Below are 22,732 nucleotides of genomic sequence, written 5' to 3'. Positions count from 1 at the left end.
GCAATGGCGGTGTAGTTTTTTGTCTAACCAAATTGCATCTTTCTAAAAGCTGCTGAGTGGCCACCCCTTAGCGGTGGTCATTCGGCATTGTTCTAATCGCTGTTAATTGAGGTAATCACCGAATCCATGCCCTTGGACGTGAATTCAAACTCGACCTCATCGCCTTCCTTGAGATTCATAAGCTGCTCAGGCGTAGCCTTGAACCCCATTGTCATGGCCGGCCATTCGAGCTCTGGCACCGGACCATGAGCAATGGTAACGGTTCCTTTCTCCATATTTATCTTACGTATGGTGCCGGCAGCCTTGGCTATCTCAGCTGCAGCGTCGTTCTGATCCATCTGCATGTTATCCATCGCAGTATCCTGATCGTGCTCCATCGCGTTCATGTCGCCAGCAAAAGCGGCAGGAGCTATCGCGAGGGTTATCATTAATGCGAGTTTGGTTCTCATCGTGTTTCTCCAGAGGTTGGATGGGTTAGGTGAATAGATCGGCGTCTCATCAATAGATAAGCCGCTGGGAGGACAAACAAAGACAGTAGTGGGGCAGTGATCATCCCTCCGACCATAGGCGCAGCGATGCGGCTCATAATCTCGCTTCCGGTTCCACTCCCTAGCAGTATCGGTAGCAAACCGGCGATAATAACTGCCACGGTCATCACCTTAGGCCGAACGCGCTGCACGGCTCCCTCACGGATCGCCCCAAAAAGTGCTGGTTCGTCAAAATGACCGGCTTTATTGCGCTCGACCCAGGCGTTGGTCAGATACAACAACATAATCACACCAAACTCAGCAGAGACTCCAGCCAGAGCAATGAAGCCGATACCCGTGGCGACCGATAAATTGTAATCGAGCAAATACAGTATCCAGACCCCGCCTGTAAGGGCGAACGGAAGGGTAGCCAGAATCAATAGCGCTTCGCTAAAGCGTTTAAATATCAAATAAAGCAACACGAAGATGATGACTATCGTTGCTGGCACCACCAGTTTGAGTTTCGCGTTGGCTCGTTCCATGAATTCAAATTGGCCTGAATAACGAATACTCATGCCGGACTCGAGCTCTATTTCATCATTGATCTTGGCACGAATATCTTTCACTACCGTGGCCATGTCTCGGTCGCGAACGTCGACATAGACCCAGCCTGTCAGGCGGGCGTTTTCGCTCTTCAACATGGGCGGGCCGTCGGTGACCTTGATTTGCGCCACGGTGCCTAATGTGATCTGGCTGCCTTGAGGAGTATAGATAGGCAAATTGCGCAGGTCGTCCAGTGAGTCACGCCATTCGCGCGGATAGCGCAGGCTGATCGGATAGCGCGCCAGTCCTTCTACGGTTTCACCAATATTCGCGCCACCAACCGCACCAGCAACGATGGATTGAACGTCGGAGATGTTCAGCCCGTAACGTGCTGCTGAGCTGCGTTCAATGTCGACATCAATGTAACGCCCGCCCGTGAGGCGTTCAGCGACTGCGGAACTTACCCCTGGGATAGTCTGGGCGATCCGTTCCACTGACTGGGTGATTTTATCGATTTGCACCAGATCCGAGCCGTATACTTTGACACCTATGGGGCTTTTTATACCGGTGGCAAGCATATCAATGCGGTTACGGATTGGTGGAATCCACAAGTTAGCCAGACCCGGAACCTGCACCGCCTGGTCCAGCTCAATCATCAGTTTTTCCGGTGTCATGCCCGGTCGCCACTGGTCTTTCGGTTTGAACTGGATAGTGGTCTCGAACATAGTTAACGGCGCTGGGTCGGTCGCGGTATCAGCGCGGCCGGCCTTGCCGAATACCCGCTCAACTTCCGGCACCGACTTGATCATCCGATCAGTCTGTTGCAACAGCTCCGAGGCCTTCTGAACCGAAAGGCTCGGTAACGCTGTTGGCATATAGAGCAAGTCTCCCTCGTCAAGCGGCGGTAAGAACTCTCCGCCGAGTCGCGAGGCCGGCCAAAGAACAGTCAGAAACACTAGCAATGCTACCAGCAATGTGGACTTCGGCCATCGCAATACCGCTTCAAGGGCCGGCTGGTAGATCCAGATCAGTCCACGGTTGATCGGGTTGCGATGCTCATCCGGAATTTTGCCGCGAATCCAGTAGCCCATCAGAACCGGGACCAATGTAATCGAAAGGCCCGCTGCTGCTGCCATGGCATAGGTTTTGGTGAAAGCTAATGGGCCGAACAACCGCCCCTCCTGGGCTTCCAGCGTAAAGACCGGAATGAACGAGAGGGTGATGATCAACAGGCTGAAAAACAGTGCCGGCCCCACTTCAATCGACGCATCAGTAATGACTTTCCAGTGCGCTTCACCCTTAAGCACCTTGTCTGGGTGCTTCTTGTGCCAGGCTTCGATGTGCTTGTGTGCATTCTCAATCATCACGATAGCCGCATCGACCATCGCGCCGATGGCGATGGCGATCCCGCCCAACGACATAATATTGGCGTTGACCCCTTGGCGCTGCATAATGATAAAGGCGATAAGGATGCCCACCGGTAGCGAAACAATCGCTACCAGCGAAGAACGAAAATGCCAAAGAAAAATCAGGCAAACCAGTGCAACTATGATGAACTCTTCAAGCAGCTTGTAACTAAGATTCTTCACTGCGCTGTCTATCAGGGTGCTGCGGTCGTAGGTGGTGACGATCTCCACCCCGTCAGGCAGGCTCTTCTTCAGCTCCTGCAATTTGTCCTTCACCGCCGTGATGGTTTCGCGGGCGTTCTTGCCGCTGCGCAGAATTACCACGCCGCCAACTACTTCACCTTCGCCGTTGAGTTCGGCAATGCCGCGGCGCATCTCCGGGCCTAACTGGACATGCGCTACATCGCCCAACGTAACCGGCACACCGCTACTCTCCAGGCGTAATGGGATGTCGCGAAAATCATTAAGAGACTCCAAATAGCCTGAGGCGCGCACCATGAACTCGCTCTCACCCATCTCCAGCACACTACCGCCCGTTTCGCGATTGGCCGCGTCAATTGCCTGGGTAACCTGTTGCTGCGTCACTTTGCGATTAGCCATACGCACCGGATCAAGCACCACTTGGTACTGTTTGACCATTCCGCCGATTGGTGCCACCTCGGCAACATTCGGCAGTGTCTTCAGCTCATAGCGCAGAAACCAATCCTGTAATGAGCGCAATTGCGAAAGGTCATGGGCGCCGGTGCGATCGACCAGTGCGTACTGGAAAATCCAGCCTACCCCCGTCGCATCAGGCCCTAGCGTTGGGGCAACACCAGCCGGCAGCCGGCTTTGTACCTGACTTAAATATTCAAGCACTCGGGAGCGAGCCCAGTACAGATCGGTATCGTCGTCAAACAATACATAGACGTAGCTATCACCGAAGAATGAGTAGCCCCGCACCGTTTTGGCCCCAGGCACCGATAGCATGGTGGTTGTCAACGGGTAAGTAACCTGATTCTCAACGATCTGTGGCGCCTGCCCAGCATAGGGCGTACGGATAATGACCTGCACATCAGAGAGATCCGGTAGTGCATCAACCGCCGTGTTCTGTACTGACCAAATGCCCCATGCCACAGAAAAAAGCGTGGCAAGTAGCACCAGAAAACGGTTGACGACCGACCAACGGATGATTGCTGCGATCATAACTGGCCTCCCAGTTTTTCGATTCGCTTAATCACCAGCCCTTCATCACTTTCGCTAACGCCTACACGCACCCTGTCGTCCTGAGCCAGGTCTTGCAGCAAAGACTCCTCTGCGATTGGAAAAGACATTGTCATACCTGGCATATTAAGTGTTTTGAAGGGGCCGTGAGATAGCACAATCGCACCCTCTTCCAAAGTAATGATGGTACCTTCAGCCTCGTGCAATGCAGGCTCAGGAGCCGATACTGGCTGATTCATTTGGGTAGTTAACCCGCGCAGACTGGCTTCTGAGTCAAGCAGGAACTGACCAGAAGCGACTACCTGCTGATTTTCCTCCAGCCCTTCAAGCACTTCTGTTTTACCACCAGCTTCACGGCCAGTTCGTACTTCTATCGGGCGATATTTACCTTCTCCTTCAGTCACCATGACAAGAGTACGCCGACCGGTGCGGATCACAGCCTCGGTGGGCAAGACCAGTGCCATCTCATCGCTGCGGGTCAACGTTACTTCAGCGGTCATGCCAGGGCGCAGACGTTGCTCAGGATTAGGCAGCTCAATTCGGACTCGTACTGTTCGGCTGTCCAGGTTGGCTTCTGATAAGATAGTCTCAATCGTTCCTTGCAACGCTTCACCTGGAAACGCTGGAAGCCTAGCTTCGACAGGTTGACCCATTGCCAATACGCTCATCTGAGACTCGGGCACCGCTACTTCAAGCCAGACGGTTTCCAAGCCGTTGATGCGCGCCAGCGGCGCGCCAGCAGGCAACGTCATACCTTCGCGCACCTCAAGCGTTCGCAGCACGCCGCTGATGGGGCTACTGACGGTCCATACTGATATCGCTTTTGCACCACGTTCCAGTTGCGTAATGTACTCAGCCGGCATACCTGCCAGGCGCATTCGTTGGTGAGCTGCCTCTAAAAGTTGTGGCTCGTCCAAACTGCGCAGGGCGAGATACTCCTCCTGTGCAGCGACCCACGCAGGCACCAGAAAATCGGCCAACGGTGCCCCTTTTTCCACTACGTCTTCCGGCGCTAGGCCATAAACCCGCTCGACGAAACCGCCGCTACGCGCCTGAACTATGGCAACATCACGCTCATCAAATGTCAGGATTCCAGCCGCGGTAACAATCTCACTGACAGACTCACGCGTTACGGTAGCTACACGCATCCCCAGGTTCTGCATAATGCCAGGGTCGATTGACATGGAGGCGCCATCGCCACCTTCATCGGCATAACGAGGCACCAAATCCATATCCATGAAGGGCGATGGACCAGGCTCGTCGAAGCGCTGCTGGGGATACATGGGGTCGTACCAGTACAGCACTTCTTTATCTTGCTGTTCGTCTGCCTGAGCGTGAGCGGGCAACGTCGCCAACGAAAGTCCGACAAGGCCTGTAAATCCAAGAACCCTGGGCCAGCCGATCAGCAACGCTCGTCGCTTGATTTTGAATATCATGGCTGGTTATCTCCGAAAGCGAAATGTAGGCGAGCATTGGTTAACGAGCGATCCCGAGCCAAATCAACGCGGCGCAAGCGGGTTTCAACCAGCTCTTGCCGAGCACTGATGACGGCCATGAGTTCACCGCTACCGGCACGATAATCCGCCATAGCTAGTCGCACCTTCTCTTCAGCCAGCGGCAGCAAAGCCTGCTCAAGCCGAGCCAAGCTTTGAACAAGCCGCTGGTATTCAGCCAGATCAGTTGCCAATGATTGGTTGTACCTACGCAACACTGCCTCTCGTTCTGCTTCAAGCTGGGCCAGACGAGAGCGTTCAGAATCAATAATGGGATCTTGACGTGAACCGGAAAATACGGGTAGATCAAAATTGACGCTGAGGCTAACCATATCGCCGAAATCACGACCGCGCCGCTGGTAATCCACGCCCCAGCCCCAATCAGGAGTTTTCTCAGCGACGGCTTCAGCAATTTCAGCCTGTGCCTGACGCGTCATCGGATTGAATGCCAGCAACTGCGGATGCCGTTCCAGGTTGTACTGGTAATGAGCTAAATCGTCCTGCCATTGTGGCCAGCCACCGGTCAGTGGCTGGCTGGCGGCCGGGCCAATCCAGCGGCTTAGTGCGGCCCGGGCTGCTGTTTCGTTGCGCCGTAACAAGTCCTCCTGATCCGCTAGCAATACAGCTTCCTGTTTCGGCAGTATGCTGTCAGCTAGCTGACCACGTCCTCCGGCAAGCCGCGCTGTTACTGCTCGGGAAAACAGTTCGTTTTCAGCATAAAGCTGTTTGAACAGGGCCAGCTTGCGCTCGATCGCTAAGGTAGTGATCCAGGCGTCTGCTGTTTCCTGGCGTACCTGAAGAAGCTCAATGGCCTGCTCCGCATCAGCGACCGTCGCAGCAGCATCCGCTGCATCAATTCGTGCCCGGCGCTTATCACGGTTAGGGACTTCCTGCATTACACCGACCATCTGCATGGTCATCGGCTCATTGCCAAGCTCCCAGCGTGATTCGCCTTCAATGGGAGTGTTTTGCAGTCCTAATCTCAACTTGGGATCCGGCAGTTCTCCGGCGGGGATGGCCGCACTGCGTGTCGCCTGCTGATTGGCCGCTTGAGCAGCCAACGAAGGAGCTTCACGCTCAGCCAAATTCAAGGCTTGCTCCAAAGTAAGTGCGACTGACAACCCAGGAAAGCCAAGCGAGCTGACGAATAGGGCGGCCGTGCACGCACGAAGCCAATTGATTCGGTATTTCATGGTGATTGATTCCGTTTATGTTCCAGCGCGAACCAAAGGCACGCGATGACCATCCGAAAGCTTCAGGGGCGCCGGATGATATTCATTACATAATAGGAATCAGCTGCGGGGAGGATGCCAAACGGCATCTGGTGCGAGGGACCGCACAAAATTTATTGCCAACACAAGAGGGAGCTGGCTGGGCGAAAACGGCAGGCTTTTGATAACAGCTACCTGGAGCAGGCTGCTGGTTTTACATTCCTTGCCGCTCTTGCAGTCGGCAAAGTCATCTCGTTCGTGCTGCGAACAGCATTCATGCTCGGTGTCCCCCGAGAAACTAGACTCCGGGGTAACGTAAACATTCGAATGATCCATGGAGAAAGAACCGGTCATCATAAGGGTTTGCGCCGTTCCCGTTACGGGAAGTGCAAAACTCAAAATAAATACAATAAAAAACCGGGTATATAATTTCATAGTCGGGCATTCTATTGAAAAAAGACTCATATAACAAGACTTCCTAAATGATCGCGCAGCAATAATCACGCTTTATTTCAGTATTTTGCAGTGCATTTAGGGCATTTTCACAAAGGCTTTCAGGAAAATTAAATCTATAAAATAAAAAACAAAAAAGATACAAAACTTTGGTAAAAAAAGTTAAAGGTAATGCAGAAAAAAGAGCTATTAAATAGTCATTAATGGTAATGTAAATGTTATAAGCACCTCGCTAAGAGCCTCATTTTGGAGAAACTAAACAACTTACAATTAGCCTACCCCAAGGTTGCCAGGGAGGGGAAAAGGTCGACCATGATACTGGAAAGCCGTGTCATATACCCCGTAACGATGGCGATGCCCATCAGGATCACAATCGTGCCCGCCACGGGGCGAGCATAGGCGCTCCACCTTCCTAGGCTTTGCCGATGCAGAGCGAATCGGTTAATCAGTAAAGTGCTGGCAAGAAAAGGTAGCGCTAGGCCAGCCGAGTAGGCACTGAGATATATCATTCCAGCCTGAGCACTAGCAGCGTTGGACGTGGCCATCAGGATGGCGCCCAGGATGGGGCCGATACAAGGCGTCCAACCGATGGCAAAAGAGATCCCGAACACAGTCGCCGACAGCGGGGAGCCACCCTGGACATTGGGGGTGAACTGAAAGGTACGCTGGAAAAGCGGCAACCGGAACACGCCGGTCATGAAGAGGCCCAGCACGATCACCGCCGAGCCGGCAACCCAGTTGAATTCTTGACGATACCCTCGCATCAGTTGCCCGATACTACTGGCGCCGAGCCCGAGTAGGATGAACACGATGCTGAAGCCGAAGACGAAGAAGGCACTGAGGGTCAATGCCTCTAACCGCCTGTCGGCTTTACCGGCACTACCGCCTGTGACCACCGACAGGTAGGCCGGTAACAGGGGCAGCGTGCAGGGCGAGAAGAAGGAGACCAATCCGCCGATAAAGGCGCCGACCAAGCCGATGGAAGAGAGAGATTCCAATGTGTTATCGCAACTTAAGTTATGGAGACAGCCAACAAGGGTATTGATACCAATCCCATGGTGCTACCTCCTATCATGTCCATTTTAGCGCCATAAGAATTTTAAGGCTTACAGCTACTTTAAGGTCAACCTTTATTGGCAAATTATTTGTCTCCTACCGAACTGCAAATATTACACATCAGGCTTGACCTTAAAGTTGACTTCAAAGTTATGGTGGCTACTCAATGAATGACATGAGGACATTTCCATGGCGCTACAACTGGGCGAGACAGCACCAAACTTCACGATCGAATCCACGCAAGGCACGGTCAACTTTCACCAATGGCTTGACGACAGCTGGGCGGTGCTGTTCTCGCACCCCGCTGATTTTACGCCAGTATGCACCACAGAACTGGGCGCGTTTGCCAAGCGAAAGAACGAATTCACCCAGCGGGGTGCCAAACTGGTTGGGGTTTCGGTGGATCCCCTCAGCTCTCACCACGACTGGGCGGGGGATATTGAACAGACTCAGGGCACGGCCCTGAACTACCCCTTGCTGGCTGACGAAGATCAGGTGGTAGCGAAGCTTTATGGAATGATCCATCCCAAAGCCGACCCCAAACTGACGGTGCGTACGGTCTTCATCATCGATTCTGACAAGAAAATTCGTCTCACTTTGACGTATCCACCCAGCACAGGACGTAATGTCGACGAGATACTGCGGGTTCTCGATTCGCTTCAGCTAACTGACAAGCACAAAGTGGCCACCCCCGTTGACTGGCAAAATGGTGACGATGTCATCATCTCGCCATCGCTATCGAATGATGACGCTAGGCAACACTTTCCCGAAGGCTGGAACACCAAGACGCCCTACCTTAGGGTCGTGCGCCAACCGGAGCAATAGGAGCCCCGACCGGTAGATTCGTTGAGTCAGGCTGCCAGAAGCTTGGATTAATAATGTCGTGAGGTAACGCTATGCAAACACTAAGTATCGGCGAGCTTGCCGAACGAAGCGGGGTCGCTAGCCAGGCGATTCGATTCTACGAAAAAGAGAGACTTATGCCTCCTCCGAGGAGGACCGATGCCAACTATCGGCGTTACCCACTGGAAGCTGTGGATCGGTTGCAGTTTATCGTCCATGCCAAGCAGTGGGGCTTCACGCTGCAAGAGATTCGGGAGCTGTTAATGCTTCAGGATGCTAATGGCGACCGGGCGCAAGCTAAACGCATCGCCAGCGAGAAGCTGCACAAGGTGCGAGAGCAGATCAAACATCTCACGCGGATTGAAGCCGTATTATCGAAAACACTGGACGAATGTGCAGGCGCAGGGCCTATGCAGGAAGGCTGCCCGATTGTTGAAGCTATCGCTGAGCAGACTGAATGATCGGGCATTTTCTCGATAGCGAACATGGGGAATCAAGCTCGCATATCAGGTCGTCGATAAATTAACAGGGAGATCGTCATTATGGCGCAAAACGTCGATATCGAGATTCGTGGTATGTCCTGTGCTTCCTGTGTTGGACGTGTGGAACGTGCACTCAGCCAGCAGCCAGGCGTGATCAACGCTCAAGTGAACCTCGCCACCCAGAAGGCGGCTATCCAGGTCGAAGCAGGTACCACGACCACTAGCCTACTCAACGCCATTGAAACAGCGGGCTATCAACCTGTGGTGGAAAGTCTCGACATTCCCATCACCGGCATGAGTTGTGGATCGTGTGTCTCTCGGATAGAGCGAACGCTAACGAAGCTGCCCGGCATGGTGGAAGTGAGTGTTAACCTTGCTACCCAGAAGGCCTTCGTTCGCTTCCTGCCGGGAGCCGTTTCGTTAACGCGTATTCAGCATGCCATCCGCGAGGCAGGCTATGAACCACAGGATACCGATACGCCGCCACCGACGGACAGCGAGGACCGGGAGAGAGCTGAGCTTCGCCGCCGAGTCGTGCTCGCGGCAATATTCACGATTCCGGTGGTCATTATCGCCATGGGGAAAATGATTCCCGCTTTTGACACGCTGTTAACAAGTCTAATGCCGCATCGCGCCTGGATGGGCGTCGAGTGGTTATTGGCGACACCGGTGCAGTTTTATGCAGGTGCACGCTTCTATCGTGCCGGCTTCGCCGAACTCCGGCATTTTAATCCGGGCATGAACAGCCTCGTCATGATCGGCTCGAGCGCTGCCTACTTCTATTCAGTCGCCGCCTTGCTGGCGCCCGCGCTCTTCCCCGTCGGAACAGCCGTGAGCTATTTCGAAGCGGCAGCGGTCATTGTGACGCTAATTCTGCTCGGTCGCTATTTTGAACACATTGCCAAAGGTCGCACTTCCGAGGCGATCAAGAAGCTTCTGCAATTACAGGCGAAAACTGCCCGTGTCATCCGCGAGGATGAAACCGTCGAGCTGCCTATCGACGCCGTCGTCACGGGCGATCGTATTTTGGTTCGCCCAGGGGAGCGTGTTCCAGTCGATGGCATCGTTGAGGAGGGTCACTCCTACATTGATGAGTCGATGATCAGCGGTGAGCCAGTGCCGGTCGTCAAACAGAAGGGTTCCGAAGTCGTCGGTGGCACTATCAACAAGAACGGTGCACTTACCTTTCGGGCCACGCGAGTCGGTGCCGACACCGTCTTGTCGCAGATCGTCAAGATGGTGGAAACGGCCCAAGCGGAGAAGCCCCCCATTCAGCAATTAGCCGACAAGGTTGCTGGTGTGTTTGTTCCTGTGGTCATCGTTATTGCCGCGATTACCTTTGCACTCTGGTTCGCTTTCGGACCGGCGCCGTCTTTGTCCTTTGCCTTCGTCACTACCGTTAGCGTGCTGCTAATTGCCTGCCCCTGTGCGATGGGTCTGGCCACCCCAACGGCCATCATGGTCAGTACCGGGAAAGGGGCCGAGATGGGAGTGCTATTTCGTAAAGGGGCGGCGCTTGAGACGCTGGCCAAGATGAATACGGTGGTACTGGACAAGACCGGCACTTTGACCCAAGGGCGCCCCGAACTGACCGACTTCGAAGCGATCAACGGCCATGAAAACGAAGTGCTGCGACTGGTCGCGGCGGTGGAAGCTCAAAGCGAGCACCCCATCGCCGAGGCTATTGTACAGGGCGCCAAGGCCCGTGGGCTGGAATTACCCCCGGTCAGTCGCTTTAGTGCCGAGCCTGGCTACGGCATTGAAGCCGAGGTCGACGGCCACTTGGTGCAAGTAGGAGCTGATCGTTACATGCGTCGGCTGGAAATCAACCTCGGCCAGGCAGAAACACGCGCCAAGGTGTTGGCCGAGAACGCCAAGAGCCCACTCTATGCCGCGGTAGACGGTCAGCTTGCTGCAGTCATCGCGGTGGCGGATCCCCTTAAAGAAGGCTCTGCCGAGGCTATCGCAGCACTCAAAGCGCAAGGGCTGGACGTGGCCATGCTCACCGGCGATAACCGTGCTACTGCCGATGCTATCGCACGGCAGGTTGGCATCCAGCAGGTTCTCGCCGAGGTGCTGCCCGACCAGAAAGCGGCAGAGATCCGGCGTCTCCAAGCGGAGGGCAAGCGTGTCGCTTTTGTGGGAGATGGAATCAATGATGCTCCCGCGTTAGCGCAGGCCGACGTGGGCATTGCGATCGGCACTGGTACCGATATCGCCATCGAGTCTGGCGATGTGGTGCTGATGAGTGGCGATTTGCGAGGCATCGTCAATGCCACAGCGCTCTCCAAGCGTACCCACCGGACCATTATCGGCAATTTCGTTTGGGCCTATGGCTACAACGTAGCACTAATCCCCGTAGCGGCGGGCGTGCTCTATCCGTTCATCGGCGTATTGCTCAGCCCCATGCTGGCGGCGGCGGCCATGAGCATTTCCAGTGTTTTTGTGCTGACTAACTCGTTGCGGCTACGCCGTTTCACATCGGATACCGGCAATGCCACACCACGTCCAAACGATGCTGTTCATCGCGCCTAAACCAAACAATGTCGTGTTAACGAGGAATTCAAAATGATGGGAAGTGAAAGCTGCATGTGGGGTATGGCAGGGATGGGCCTAATAGCGATCTTGTTGATTATTGCGCTGGGGCTTGGTGTTGCTGCGCTCATCAAATACCTGTTTTTTAATAAGAAGTGATGAAGCTGGCAACCGAATACAATCGTCCCCCTTGGGTAGATCAGAAACTAATAAAGAGAGCATCCATGAGATATATCCTACCTATCACTTATTGCCTAGCTGCTGCAGGTCTGTTAGGTCTTATAACGTTGCCTGCGTTGGCGCAGGAAGCAAGTACTGATGCCACTGAGAGTCGTCAGGCCAGCAGTGCCACGAATACTGAGTCTCCCTTGCCCAAATCGATTACCGCATTGGTGGATCAAGGGTTCACCTTCCATGGCAGCTTCGAAGCGCCTGACGGTCTCCAAGGCTATGCCTTGTCTTATGATAATGAGCCTATGGCAGCTTATATCTCCTCCTCTTCCGACTACGCCGTCATTGGTACGTTAATCGACCCGCAGGGCAATGCCGTTATGGAAAGCCAGCTTCAGGCTCTGGTGCTGGACCCCATGCTGGAAGCTACCTGGAGTGCGTTTGAAAACACTCGTTTTATCTCGGAGGGGAATGATGATGCTTCGCATATTGTGTACACACTAACAGACCCCAACTGCCCCTACTGCAATGCACTCTGGAAAAATTCGCGCCCGCTCATTGAGCAAGGCGTGTTACAGCTTCGTCACGTGCTGGTCGGCGTGCTATCAGAGGACAGTCTTCGCAAAGCTGCTGCAATCCTTGAATCCGACAATCCGGCCAGTGCTCTCGAAACTCATGAACTGGAATTTCGCAATGGCGGCATAAGGCCGGTGGAGCCGTCGGAGGAGAGTCAAGCGCTTCTTAGAAATCACGCCCAGATCATGCGTGAGGCCGGTGCTACGGGAACGCCGACCAGCTACTACCGTGATGAAGCCGGGAAAGTTCAGCGTATCAATGGCGCAGTGTCGACCGACCAGTTTCGCGAAATATTGGGCGTTGAATGATACACCATAACGGTACAGGGCTGAGATGCGAGTCTCCCCAATCACGACCACTGAGATGCACATGGCAACCAAGCTTAGCGTAAAGCAAACGCTCTTTTTGGGGCTCACTCTATTGATGGGCTTGGCGGCCCTTTATTGGATTCTGATGGAGACCGGCGCCTTGTCGGTCTTGACCGACAAGCAGGCCTTGCGTGAGTGGCTTGATAGGCTGGGCTTCTGGGGGCCGTTGGCCATCATCTTTATGATGATGGCGGCCATTGTCATGAGCCCGATTCCCAGTGGCCCAATTGCGATGGTGGCTGGTGCGCTTTACGGCCCAGTTTGGGGGACGATCTATGTCGTTATCGGTGCCGAAGCCGGTGCTCTGCTCGCTTTCTGCATTGCTCGTTTGCTCGGCTATGAAGTGATGCAACGCTGGCCGCGTACGCGGCCCATCCTCAACTGGCTGGGAAAGGAGCGCTCTCAGACAGGCTTGATGCTCATCGTTTTTGCATCCCGATTGGTGCCCTTCCTTTCGTTTGATGCCGTCAGCTATGCGGCAGGTATCACCCCCCTGTCTTTCTGGCGCTTTTTGATCGCCACACTGGCCGGCGTGATCCCCACGGCGTATCTAATCGTCATGTTCGGCGAAGTGCTGATTACGGCCGACTCCCGTGGCCTCACAATCGCGCTGATTCTCATCAGTGGCATTACATTGCTGCCTCTGCTGGCGAAACGCTTATGGGCTCGACAGCCATGACCGATAGCAACCGAGTGCTCTAAATCAACTTTCGTAAGCATTAACAATGCTCAGCAGGCACTTACCCGCTACTACCTGTGAGACGTACACGTGAAATCTCGGACATTGCTATTTTTACCCCTATTGGGCTTTTTTGGTTTGAGCTTTTTCTTTTATCAGGGCTTATCAATGGATCCTAGCGCCAGAGATTCACCCTTGTTAGCTCAGCCGTTTCCGCCATTCAGCCTGACAACGCTGGAAGACCCCTCAAGGCTCGTTGATGAATCTCTTTTTAAAGGAAAGGTGACATTAGTCAATGTGTGGGGAGAGTGGTGTCCGACTTGCAAACATGAAATGCCGCAGTTATTGGATTTAGCCGCGCGAGGCGTCCGCTTGGTTGGGATCAACTACAAGGATACCCAGGCAAAGGGGCTCGAGTTTCTTGACGAGTTCGGGAACCCTTTTGAAGTCAACATCTTTGATCCAGAGGGTAACCTAGGTTTTGAGCTAGGTGTGTATGGCGCCCCAGAAAGCTATCTGGTCGATACCGAAGGCACTATTCGTTACAAACATACAGGTTACATAACGTCTGAAGATGTTGAGCGAGTCATCCAAGAAGTCGAGAAGTGGAAACGATAAAACGGTTATGAAAACGCATTATTTTTTTATTAATGACTCCATCTGTAACGCTAAGTTAAGGAAGGTATATGTTGCAATACCCTCAAATTGATCCGATCGCCATCGCCATAGGCCCTCTTCAGATCCACTGGTATGGCTTAATGTATGTCATCGGGCTAGTCGCTGCTTGGTGGTTGGGTCGGCATCGAGCCCACCGACTCGGCCTAAGCCACGATGATATGGGCGACCTGATCTTCTACGGCGCCATCGGCATCATCGTTGGCGGCCGTCTTGGCTATGCGCTGTTTTACGGGCTCGAACAACTGCAAGCAAACCCCCTTTGGTTATTAAAAATCTGGGAAGGAGGCATGAGCTTTCATGGCGGCCTTGCCGGTGTATTAGTGGCTGCCTGGCTGTTTGCTCGCAAACATCAACTGGCTTTTATTCAACTGACTGACTTCATTGCTCCGTTAGTCCCGATCGGCCTGGGAGCGGGTCGCCTCGGTAACTTCATCAATCACGAGTTACCGGGAAGAGTTAGTGATGTACCTTGGGCAATGGTGTTTCCATCCATGATGGAGCTGGGCCCAGAGCCACGCCATCCTTCGGCTCTCTACGAGTTTGCCCTTGAAGGTGTCGTGTTGTTTGCCGTGCTGTGGTGGCTATCGCGCCGACCGCGTCAGCGAGGCCTCATCTCTGGGTTGTTCCTGCTTCTGTACGGAGCCTTTCGCTTCATCGTGGAGTTCGTGCGCCTCCCAGACCCTCAGTTGGGATTCATCGCTTTTGGCTGGTTGACCATGGGGCAGCTGTTGACACTACCGATGCTCATAGCGGGTTTTGCTCTGGTCGCTTGGTCCAGACGTCAGCCAGTGGATAAGCCAAAGGCGGCGTTAAACTCATGAAACAAGTCTTCGCTTTTCTAATGGTGGCACTCTTTATAGTCACACCGGTAGCGGCACGTGAAGAGATATTTGGGGTTGGTGACAAAAGCTCCCCTTTTAACCGTTCGACGCAACGTGACTTTCTACCGGCTACAGAAGCCTTCCGAACCACCGCTTGGCGAGACGATGATCGGGTTTATGTCGGTTTCACCGTCGCCGAAGACTATTACCTTCATCGGCATCAGTTTGCGATTGAGAGTCTCTCTCGAAGTATCAATTTCGGAGAGCTGGCTTTGCCACCTGGTGAGCCAATGTCGCACGCATCTTTGGGGGACATTAATGTTTTCTACAATCAGGTGTTGGTGAGTGCGCCCATCGAGGCGAGCGAGACCGTGATCGGACCGTTGGCCGTCGTGGTGACCTTTCAGGGCTGTTCCGATCAAGGACTTTGCTATCCACCCGAACAGGTCGAACTTATCTCACCGTACGGCTCCCCTCCGGCGACCTTCGCCACCAGCCCCTCCCTTGGTACGGCGGATAGCACCAAAGGCGCTCCTTAAATGAATCCCGCCGACCTGAGCCTGCCGCCGCTGGCGGCGGCCTTCGTCTTCGGCTTGCTGGGAGGCGCGCACTGTATCGGCATGTGTGGCGGCATCATGAGTGCCCTGACCTTTGCTGTGCCCCCCAGCATGCGACAACCTAGCCGTTTAGCAGCTCTGTTGCTCGGCTATAATTTAGGCCGTATCAGCAGCTACATGATCGCGGGTGCCTTGGTGGCCCTGCTCGGTTCCGTGCTCAACCATGCATTGGACAGCTTCGCCCTGGTATTGCGTATCCTGGCGGCGGTCATGTTGATACTGATGGCGCTTTATATCGCCAACTGGTGGAAGGGCTTGCTACGTATCGAGGCACTAGGGCGCGTTCTGTGGCGCCGCATCGAACCAATAGGACGTCGCTTGATGCCTGTTGTAAAAGTGCCCCAAGCGTTCGCACTTGGCTCGCTATGGGGCTGGATGCCTTGTGGGCTAATCTATTCGATGCTGGCCTGGAGTCTGGCCGTAGCCGAGCCATTGCGTGCCGCCGCGATGATGGGGGCCTTCGGGCTCGGCACCCTGCCTGCCGTCCTAGCGACCGGTGTGGCAGCGCGCCGCGTCTCAATATGGATACGTAGTCCTGCGACTCGTACGCTAGCAGCGCTGCTAATTATTGCGTTTGCCGTCTGGCAACTCTGGTATTTGGAATCCATGATAGGGATGGTGGATACGCACGGTGCCATGACCCCATCGCAACATTAATGATGACCTCGCTTATCATTAATCTCGACGTCTGATTTTCTAGATCCAAGCGATTCGATGAGCTCCTTCAGGCTGAAACTTTCAGTCATCTTGTCTTGATTCATATTATCTATCCAGCGCGCTATCACCTGGAACTCTTGAGCCCGCAAGTAAAGACGTCCCCTTTGAGTGGCGAGTGGTACTGGTTCAATAAACTCTGCAGTGCCTTGATCCGCCCAAGATAATATTTGCTTGATCTCTGGAAGACTAACACCCAGCGAACGCAGGCAATCGATAAAACGTAGGCGCCCCAAGGACTCTGCATCGTAGAGTTGATAACCGTTGCGCGGGTCGCGGTGCGGTTGCAATAACCCTTCCCTTGTATAGTGGCGTACCGTTTCTGCCGTTACTCCTCCCGTCTGAGCCAGCTCTGAGACTCGCATTGGCTTATCCTCATTCGTTTATTCGTAGCCAGCTTACAACCGTTAGGCTGCCCAAAGGTCAAGTCTTCAGCTGAGCGCTCATGACAAACATTTAGGTTGTATAACGAAATTTAAAATGAGGCCTTGACCTTAAAGTCTGCTTTAAGGATATCTTAAAAAAGCACTTCTGCCACAGGATAAAAAACCGTAATCAAGTCCTACCACCAGCGCGTTTGGCAGAGTGACTCACACACAGAGGAGAGTGTCATGCGTAAACGTAATACTGCGATCCTGTTTACTGCCATTGTTGCTGCCAGCAGCTTCGGAGCTAGCTCGCTTCTTGCCCAAGAAGAGAATCAACAGAAGCCGATGGAGGGCAACGCCATGCATAGCAATATGATGCAAGCAGGGGGTATGCACGACATGATGGGCGATATGAAGTCCATGATGGAAAAATGTAACGCCATGATGGAAAACATGCAGCATGAGAACGACGACGCTTAAAGCGGCTCGGATAGGGTTGCTTGTACGCAAGCAACCTTTTCATCATGCGGATAGCGTCGCTTGGACCTTCCTCTCTGATATCTAACCGGACACACAACATATGAAACATTGGAAAGCGCTTGCCGTTACGTCTTTGCTGGCTTTTCCCGTATCGGGATTGGCGGCTGATATATCAGCGACTCTCTACAAAAATCCCAATTGCGGGTGTTGTGCCGAATATGCCAAGTATTTGGAACAAAACGGCTTCGACGTGGAGACGATCGACACCCATGATCTTGTTAAAATGAAAGCCGAGTATAACGTCCCTGAAGAACTGCATGGCTGCCATACCACGGTCGTAGGGGACTATCTCTTCGAAGGGCATGTGCCTGTTGAGAGCGTGACCCAAGTGCTTGATGAAAAGCCCTCTATCATAGGGCTGAGTGTGCCGGGAATGCCGCTTGGCTCACCGGGCATGTCGGGAGAAAAGCGTGGCCCGTTGGAAGTCTATGCCATCGCCTCGCAATCGACTGAGACCCCCGACATTTACGCGACTCACTAAAGGATAGTGCGGCGATGAAACACCCCATCCTGACAGGACATTTCGTAGCTGTATTTCTGATGACTGCCACATCCCTTGCCATGGCCGCCCCGTCAGAAAGTTCAGGGCCACAGGGGTTTCTTCTCTGGGCTACCCCCAACGATGTGGCACAAATCAGCTTCGAGGATAGCGACGGTACCCCTTTCACGTTGGCTGACTTTGAAGGAAAGCTGATTCTACTCAACATCTGGGCAACATGGTGCGGGCCTTGCCGAGAGGAAATGCCCACTTTAGATGCCCTACAAGATGAGCTTGGCAGCGATGATTTTGAGGTGGTCGCCTTATCGATCGACCGTAAGGGGGTCGAGATTGTTAATGAATTCTATCAAGAGATAGGCATTGAACATCTGGCTCCCTATATAGATAAAACCGGAATGGCTAGCGCAGATCTTGGGGCCGTAGGTATTCCCACGACGCTTCTACTTGACCGCCAAGGCAAAGAAATTGGGCGCCTCGTGGGGGAAGCCGAGTGGAATACTCAAGACATGATCGACTTTCTTGCCGAAATGATTGCAACCAGATAATGAGGTAGCACCATGAGTTGTTGTGACGACAAAACCCAACAGGGCAAACAAAAATCGGGGCTAAATGGCTTTTTGACAGGGTCACGCGGCCTGATGTTGCTGGGTAGCGTGGCAGTGGCTGGCGGCCTTGCTTTTGGCTGGGATAATCTGGTTTTGCTAGGCATTGCGCCTATTCTATTGAGCCTATTGCCATGTCTCATTATGTGCGGATTAGGCCTATGCATGATGAAGTGCAAAGACAAAAAAGGTGAAGCGACCGAGCAAAGCGACGCTACCAATGTTCAGGCTCGGGTAGAAGACGCTTCAGAAGTGAATGCCGGAACAGCGCCTACCACTCGCCAACTAGTCGATCAAAGCGAGTCAATCAAGCAGTCCTCATCTAAATTCCAAGCCTAGCCATGGGTAAAGGGTAATGCTTGAAGTAGCCAATATAGGACTGGTCACTGCCTTTCTGGCAGGCCTGATCTCGTTCATTTCGCCCTGTGTTTTGCCACTTGTGCCTGGCTATCTTTCTTTCATGACCGGCCGCTCGCTCGGACAATTACAGGAAGCGGATAGACGAGAACGTCTGCGGGTGTTAACCCAGTCGATATGGTTCGTGCTCGGTTTTTCAACCGTTTTTTTGTTGCTGGGAGCCAGCTCCACTGCCATTGGTCGTCTGCTGCTGGTGTATCGCCAAGAAGCAAACCTAGTCGGTGGCCTTATCGTCGTCCTGTTTGGCGCCTTCATGACCGGGCTCATGCCATGGCGCTGGTTTCATCAAGAATGGCGGTTTATGGGTCGACTGAAGGACGTCGGTGGAACCCGCAGTGCAGCTTACTTACTTGGTTTAGCGTTTGCATTTGGCTGGACCCCCTGCATTGGCCCAATTCTGGGTGCCATTCTTACCGTCAGCGCCTCCACGGCCAACGCCTGGAGCGGGATGGCGTTGCTCGGCGTTTATTCTTTGGGTCTGGGCGTGCCCTTCATGCTAAGTGCCCTTTCACTTGATCGCTTCATAAAGCACCAGCAGTTCTTGCGCCGCTGGGGGCGCTTTATACATATCGCGGCTGGATTGATCATGATTCTGATGGGTAGCTTAATGATCACTGGCAAACTATCCGAGCTGTCATATTGGTTATTGCGCACTTTCCCTGCCCTCGGTGTTATCGGTTAATGGTTATTTAAGGAAATATTGAAATGTACAACATCAAGAGTCGTTTTTTACGTGTCTTCTTGCTGGCAGGTTTGGTCGCAGTCAGCCTTGGCAGCACCAGTACGGCCTTGGCAACCGAAGAAGGGTTGCTTTCATTGCATTATGACGTAACAGGCAAACGCCTGTTTAAGATTGAGGCCAACCAGCTATTTCAGCGTACCGACGAAGGCATGGCTTGGAATGCGATTCCCTTGCCCGAAGACGTGACTGAAGGCCAGTTGCTAGCGGTATCGGTTCCCTATACTGACTCGCAAACGCTCTATATTGCAGGCACCTCAATTGGGGTGCAGCGTAGCACCGACAATGGAGAAACCTGGCAAGAGCTCAGCGCTAACCTACCTAGCCGGGAGGTGACTGCGCTAACCGTGCATCGCCGCCAGGACGAAACACTTTATGCGGTGATTGCCGAAAACGGCATCTACCAAAGCGAGGATGCTGGCAACACCTGGAAGAAAATGGACAGCGGCCCTTCACAAAAGGTTAACCGACTCGTTCACTCGGACATGGAAGGCAGCATGCAGACCGGCTGGCTTTACGCGGTATCTGACGATGCGGTGCGTCTATCGATGGACTGCTTTTGCGGCTGGAGACCGACCGGAGAACTTGATGCTGGCAGCGTCTATGATGTGGCATATAGCCTTGACAACCCAAAGCGAGTCTATGTGGCTACTCAGCAGGGCCTATGGCGTAGCGAAACGGGTGGACAAGAGTGGCAACCAGTAGCTGGTGACGGCACAGTACTCGTTGCGCTTACCCTCTCCCCCAAAGGCACGCTCTATGGTTTAAACCAGAAAGGGAAGCTTCTACACAGTGAAGACGAAGGCCAATCATGGACTTATCCCGATGCGTAAGCGCTGGTTTTTCATTGCCTCATGGCTGACGTTAAGTGTTGTTGGTGTGGGGCACGCTATGGCTGAGGGCCGCCCTTCTTCAAACGATACGCCTCAGTTGGATGACGGAAAAAAAGTTTACCGACAATACTGTGCCAGTTGCCACGGTACACAAGGCGAAGGCATGCCCAATTGGCAGCAGCAAAATTCCCGGGGAGAATTACCCGCCCCACCACATGGGCCAGAGGGACATACTTGGAAACACTCGAATGCGATGCTTTATCGAATCGTAGCCGAAGGTTGGCGCGACCCCTGGAATAAAACCGATAGACTAACGATGCCAGCGTACCAGGAAGTTTTGGCTCCCAGCGAGATACGCGATGTGGTGAATTATCTCAAGACCTTATGGACACAAGAGCAAAGGCGTCACCAAGCAGACGAAAGCGAGCAAGCTCCATTCCCTGAGTCATCTGTAGCAACGCCCGAATAATGGCACATATGAGGCTGTTGTTCTCTTCATATTTACAATTCATCCTTTGTCACGCCAGCTAACCAAAGCCCCTGTCATGCATTTTTTACGGTGGGGCGTTGCTTTTCTAGCAGCTTACATCATACATTTAAGCTCGCCGTAATTGCCATCGATACGCAGTGTAACAGTCACCTCCTGGTCATTTCGGTTGCGGAAGAACCAGCCATGGTTGCCCGTAAAGGCGGCTTCCAGCTCCCTCTCATTTTCGGGAACGCCGCACCCCTTTTCGTAGCTGGTGGAGTTGCCACCGACGTCGCCGTAGGTGTCTCTTCGTTAGTGGCCGCTTGTGGCTCAGCGCGCCGCGTTTCTACCAGTGACTCCGCGAGCTGGCGTGACCCCTTATGTGTGCTAGCGGATTGGCCTGTCCTCGGACTTCCCTATCAGCGCTTGATGCGGAGTTGTAGTAGCCGCGCTATCAGTGTCCCCTAGGCACGCGTCAGGTAGTGGACGCTAAACAAGCTATTCGCATCGGTCCAGGACGAGAGCGCCTCAAATCCCGCACGACCAGCCAACGCCTGAAACCCCTCGACCGTGTATTTATACGAGTTTTCAGTGTGAACCGTCTCCCCTTCCAGAAAACTGAAGCGCTCCCCTTCAATAGTGGCGACTTGAGACTACTGACTGACCAGATGCATCTCGATACGGGAATACTCTTCGTTGAAGAACGCCTGGTGGGAAAAATTCGCGGGATCTATTTTAGCAGTTCACATGCACAACCGTTTTTGAGGGAACGGGCACACCCCTGCTGTTTCATGTCTATTCTAGTACTACTGCCCAGGCTGCACTGTATTGGCAGAAAAAATCATTGTTGAGTTCTGTTCGAGTGAGTGTCCTATTAGTTTCTTGCGTTCGCATCCGTCCAGAAAAGCCACGTTTGTTGGCCCCAACCAGCTCGTGCGCCACAGCTGTCGACCATAAGAATGCAGTTCGATGCCACTTAGCTCCGCCATGATCGGATCCAGGTCGATGGTCTGCCCGGCGCTGCGGAATGACAACTAGCTGACGGTGTTTTTCCGTGTAGAGTACGCGACGTACTCCTCATTCTTGACGGCGAGATCCTAGCTATCCTGCACAAAGTCTTCATATAGACTCGGCGCTCGTAAGTTTTTCTCACAGGCCGTTGAAGCCATTACCCACCGAGTGTCTGGTCCTGGTTTTTAAACCAAGCGAGTGCGTCCTCAAAATGGTGCGGTGCAAAGTCTGGCCAATATTCCTCCCTGACATAGAAATCCGCATAAACTGATTGCACCGGGAGAAAACCGCTTAAGCGCGATCCCCCTCCCCAGCGTACTATTAAATCCAGACGTGAAACTTCATCTGAACGCAGGCCACCGTTTTTAAGGCCGGCTAGATCCCATTCCCAACCATAGTTGACGAGTAAATTCACTTTCATTCCAGCACCTTGGCGCTGCCGGAATTCTTTTAATTCCTCGGGGAATTGTGCCGAGGTCTCATCGCCGACAACAAGAAGCGCGGCTCCACGGCGTACGATCTCTAAAGCGAATGTAACGGTGGCCTCGCTGAATGCTTTTTTCTGAATGGAAGGCCGTTTGGTGTTGTCCTGGGTAAAACAGAAGATTGTTGTTTCCTGAATCCCGCATTCTTTACATTTCTCGTACAGCAGCAATCCCGGGTCGATACCATGAGCATATCCGGCTTCTTTGGGCAGGTCATGATCCAGGGCCCAGCGACGGTTTCCATCAGGAATGAAACCGACATGACACGGAATATTATTTTTCGCCATTCAAACATCCTTTCAATAGCTCGCGAACGGTCAACTAGAGATTCACCTCAATAGCCTGTCGGCTTTTGCAAGACGCAGCGGGGTTGGCTTATCGCCGGGCAGTGCCAGAATAGCCCGAATGGATCGCCAGAGTTGGCGCGCATCGCCTTGCATAGTTGAATGTTCA

The 22,732-nt window shown here is 53.3% G+C and carries 25 protein-coding genes and 2 pseudogenes; 17 read left to right on the top strand and 10 right to left on the bottom strand.

All coding sequences use genetic code 11. From position 1 onward, the window contains the following. Positions 1-92: 92 nt before the first annotated feature. From ACW44H_RS21145 to ACW44H_RS21120, 6 genes are all read right to left on the bottom strand, one after another. On the bottom strand, positions 93-449 hold the full coding sequence (locus ACW44H_RS21145; RefSeq protein WP_035564328.1) for a copper-binding protein: 357 nt from the start codon (positions 447-449) through the stop codon (positions 93-95). Further along, a complete protein-coding gene (locus tag ACW44H_RS21140; protein WP_035564330.1) occupies positions 446-3,601 on the bottom strand; it encodes an efflux RND transporter permease subunit in 3,156 nt (1,051 codons plus the stop codon). Before ACW44H_RS21140 ends, ACW44H_RS21145 begins: the two co-directional genes overlap by 4 nt. After that, positions 3,598-5,055: an efflux RND transporter periplasmic adaptor subunit gene (locus tag ACW44H_RS21135; protein ID WP_035564331.1), complete on the bottom strand. Its 1,458-nt coding sequence runs from the start codon at positions 5,053-5,055 to the stop codon at positions 3,598-3,600. Before ACW44H_RS21135 ends, ACW44H_RS21140 begins: the two co-directional genes overlap by 4 nt. Then, positions 5,052-6,305: a TolC family protein gene (locus tag ACW44H_RS21130; RefSeq protein ID WP_035564332.1), complete on the bottom strand. Its 1,254-nt coding sequence runs from the start codon at positions 6,303-6,305 to the stop codon at positions 5,052-5,054. Before ACW44H_RS21130 ends, ACW44H_RS21135 begins: the two co-directional genes overlap by 4 nt. A 99-nt stretch (positions 6,306-6,404) precedes the next feature. Continuing rightward, on the bottom strand, positions 6,405-6,788 hold the full coding sequence (locus tag ACW44H_RS21125; protein ID WP_127063334.1) for a hypothetical protein: 384 nt from the start codon (positions 6,786-6,788) through the stop codon (positions 6,405-6,407). 263 nt (positions 6,789-7,051) lie between these two features. After that, positions 7,052-7,774, bottom strand: a complete 723-nt coding sequence (locus ACW44H_RS21120) for a cytochrome c biogenesis CcdA family protein (protein ID WP_035563023.1) — start codon at positions 7,772-7,774, stop codon at positions 7,052-7,054. Positions 7,775-8,021: 247 nt separating this feature from the next. On the opposite strand from ACW44H_RS21120, the gene ACW44H_RS21115 reads away from it, so the two are divergent. From ACW44H_RS21115 to ACW44H_RS21070, 10 genes are all read left to right on the top strand, one after another. Beyond that, entirely contained in the window at positions 8,022-8,657 is a 636-nt protein-coding gene (locus ACW44H_RS21115) for a peroxiredoxin (protein WP_008958491.1), read from the top strand. Between the two features lie 71 nt (positions 8,658-8,728). Continuing rightward, the gene (locus ACW44H_RS21110; protein ID WP_113271219.1) at positions 8,729-9,136 is read left to right on the top strand and encodes a heavy metal-responsive transcriptional regulator; all 408 of its coding nucleotides are present in this window, start codon (positions 8,729-8,731) and stop codon (positions 9,134-9,136) included. An 81-nt stretch (positions 9,137-9,217) separates the two neighbouring features. Then, the gene (locus ACW44H_RS21105) at positions 9,218-11,692 is read left to right on the top strand and encodes a heavy metal translocating P-type ATPase (RefSeq protein WP_113271218.1); all 2,475 of its coding nucleotides are present in this window, start codon (positions 9,218-9,220) and stop codon (positions 11,690-11,692) included. 33 nt (positions 11,693-11,725) lie between these two features. Next, positions 11,726-11,851 carry a hypothetical protein gene (locus ACW44H_RS21100; RefSeq protein ID WP_258955997.1) on the top strand — a complete coding sequence of 42 codons (126 nt, stop codon included), beginning with the start codon at positions 11,726-11,728 and terminating at the stop codon, positions 11,849-11,851. Between the two features lie 65 nt (positions 11,852-11,916). Continuing rightward, positions 11,917-12,747 carry a thiol:disulfide interchange protein DsbG gene (gene dsbG, locus ACW44H_RS21095; protein WP_022522190.1) on the top strand — a complete coding sequence of 277 codons (831 nt, stop codon included), beginning with the start codon at positions 11,917-11,919 and terminating at the stop codon, positions 12,745-12,747. 61 nt (positions 12,748-12,808) lie between these two features. Continuing rightward, positions 12,809-13,486 (top strand): TVP38/TMEM64 family protein, encoded by a 678-nt coding sequence (locus tag ACW44H_RS21090; protein ID WP_113271217.1) that lies wholly within the window; start codon positions 12,809-12,811, stop codon positions 13,484-13,486. A 90-nt stretch (positions 13,487-13,576) separates the two neighbouring features. Continuing rightward, positions 13,577-14,104: a DsbE family thiol:disulfide interchange protein gene (locus tag ACW44H_RS21085; protein WP_457509120.1), complete on the top strand. Its 528-nt coding sequence runs from the start codon at positions 13,577-13,579 to the stop codon at positions 14,102-14,104. Positions 14,105-14,172: 68 nt separating this feature from the next. Next, positions 14,173-14,985: a prolipoprotein diacylglyceryl transferase gene (gene lgt / locus ACW44H_RS21080; RefSeq protein WP_022522187.1), complete on the top strand. Its 813-nt coding sequence runs from the start codon at positions 14,173-14,175 to the stop codon at positions 14,983-14,985. After that, a complete protein-coding gene (locus ACW44H_RS21075) occupies positions 14,982-15,524 on the top strand; it encodes a protein-disulfide reductase DsbD domain-containing protein (RefSeq protein WP_022522186.1) in 543 nt (180 codons plus the stop codon). Before lgt ends, ACW44H_RS21075 begins: the two co-directional genes overlap by 4 nt. Further along, positions 15,525-16,259 (top strand): sulfite exporter TauE/SafE family protein, encoded by a 735-nt coding sequence (locus ACW44H_RS21070; RefSeq protein WP_113271216.1) that lies wholly within the window; start codon positions 15,525-15,527, stop codon positions 16,257-16,259. Here ACW44H_RS21070 and ACW44H_RS21065 read toward each other — a convergent pair. Further along, positions 16,256-16,681: a MerR family transcriptional regulator gene (locus ACW44H_RS21065; protein ID WP_035563000.1), complete on the bottom strand. Its 426-nt coding sequence runs from the start codon at positions 16,679-16,681 to the stop codon at positions 16,256-16,258. The two genes, ACW44H_RS21070 and ACW44H_RS21065, sit on opposite strands and share 4 nt — an antisense overlap. Before the next feature lie 246 nt (positions 16,682-16,927). Between ACW44H_RS21065 and ACW44H_RS21060 the strand changes: the two genes are divergently transcribed. From ACW44H_RS21060 to ACW44H_RS21030, 7 genes are all read left to right on the top strand, one after another. Continuing rightward, a complete protein-coding gene (locus ACW44H_RS21060) occupies positions 16,928-17,164 on the top strand; it encodes a hypothetical protein (protein ID WP_035562998.1) in 237 nt (78 codons plus the stop codon). Between the two features lie 100 nt (positions 17,165-17,264). Further along, a complete protein-coding gene (locus tag ACW44H_RS21055) occupies positions 17,265-17,705 on the top strand; it encodes a DUF411 domain-containing protein (RefSeq protein WP_113271215.1) in 441 nt (146 codons plus the stop codon). A 14-nt stretch (positions 17,706-17,719) separates the two neighbouring features. Next, positions 17,720-18,268: a TlpA family protein disulfide reductase gene (locus ACW44H_RS21050; protein ID WP_101146722.1), complete on the top strand. Its 549-nt coding sequence runs from the start codon at positions 17,720-17,722 to the stop codon at positions 18,266-18,268. Positions 18,269-18,280: 12 nt separating this feature from the next. Beyond that, on the top strand, positions 18,281-18,664 hold the full coding sequence (locus tag ACW44H_RS21045; protein WP_101146723.1) for a hypothetical protein: 384 nt from the start codon (positions 18,281-18,283) through the stop codon (positions 18,662-18,664). 16 nt (positions 18,665-18,680) lie between these two features. Further along, entirely contained in the window at positions 18,681-19,424 is a 744-nt protein-coding gene (locus ACW44H_RS21040) for a cytochrome c biogenesis CcdA family protein (protein ID WP_113271214.1), read from the top strand. 23 nt (positions 19,425-19,447) lie between these two features. Continuing rightward, positions 19,448-20,314: a WD40/YVTN/BNR-like repeat-containing protein gene (locus ACW44H_RS21035; protein WP_113271213.1), complete on the top strand. Its 867-nt coding sequence runs from the start codon at positions 19,448-19,450 to the stop codon at positions 20,312-20,314. Next, a complete protein-coding gene (locus ACW44H_RS21030; RefSeq protein ID WP_113271212.1) occupies positions 20,307-20,783 on the top strand; it encodes a c-type cytochrome in 477 nt (158 codons plus the stop codon). Before ACW44H_RS21035 ends, ACW44H_RS21030 begins: the two co-directional genes overlap by 8 nt. Before the next feature lie 114 nt (positions 20,784-20,897). On the opposite strand, the pseudogene ACW44H_RS21025 reads toward ACW44H_RS21030, so the two are convergent. The 3 genes and pseudogenes from ACW44H_RS21025 to ACW44H_RS21015 all read right to left on the bottom strand — a co-directional run. Then, positions 20,898-21,089: pseudogene (locus tag ACW44H_RS21025) on the bottom strand (hypothetical protein); the annotation flags it as partial. Between the two features lie 158 nt (positions 21,090-21,247). Then, positions 21,248-21,517, bottom strand: a pseudogene (locus ACW44H_RS21020) (L-histidine N(alpha)-methyltransferase); the annotation flags it as partial. A gap of 434 nt (positions 21,518-21,951) precedes the next feature. After that, complete coding sequence (locus ACW44H_RS21015; RefSeq protein WP_113271211.1) at positions 21,952-22,566, bottom strand: undecaprenyl diphosphate synthase family protein; 615 nt, start codon at positions 22,564-22,566, stop codon at positions 21,952-21,954. Positions 22,567-22,732 lie beyond the last annotated feature (166 nt).

This window comes from Vreelandella sulfidaeris Esulfide1 (assembly GCF_054072535.1).
Note: the sequence above shows the minus strand (reverse complement) of the source record. Positions and strands in the feature narration are given on the sequence as shown.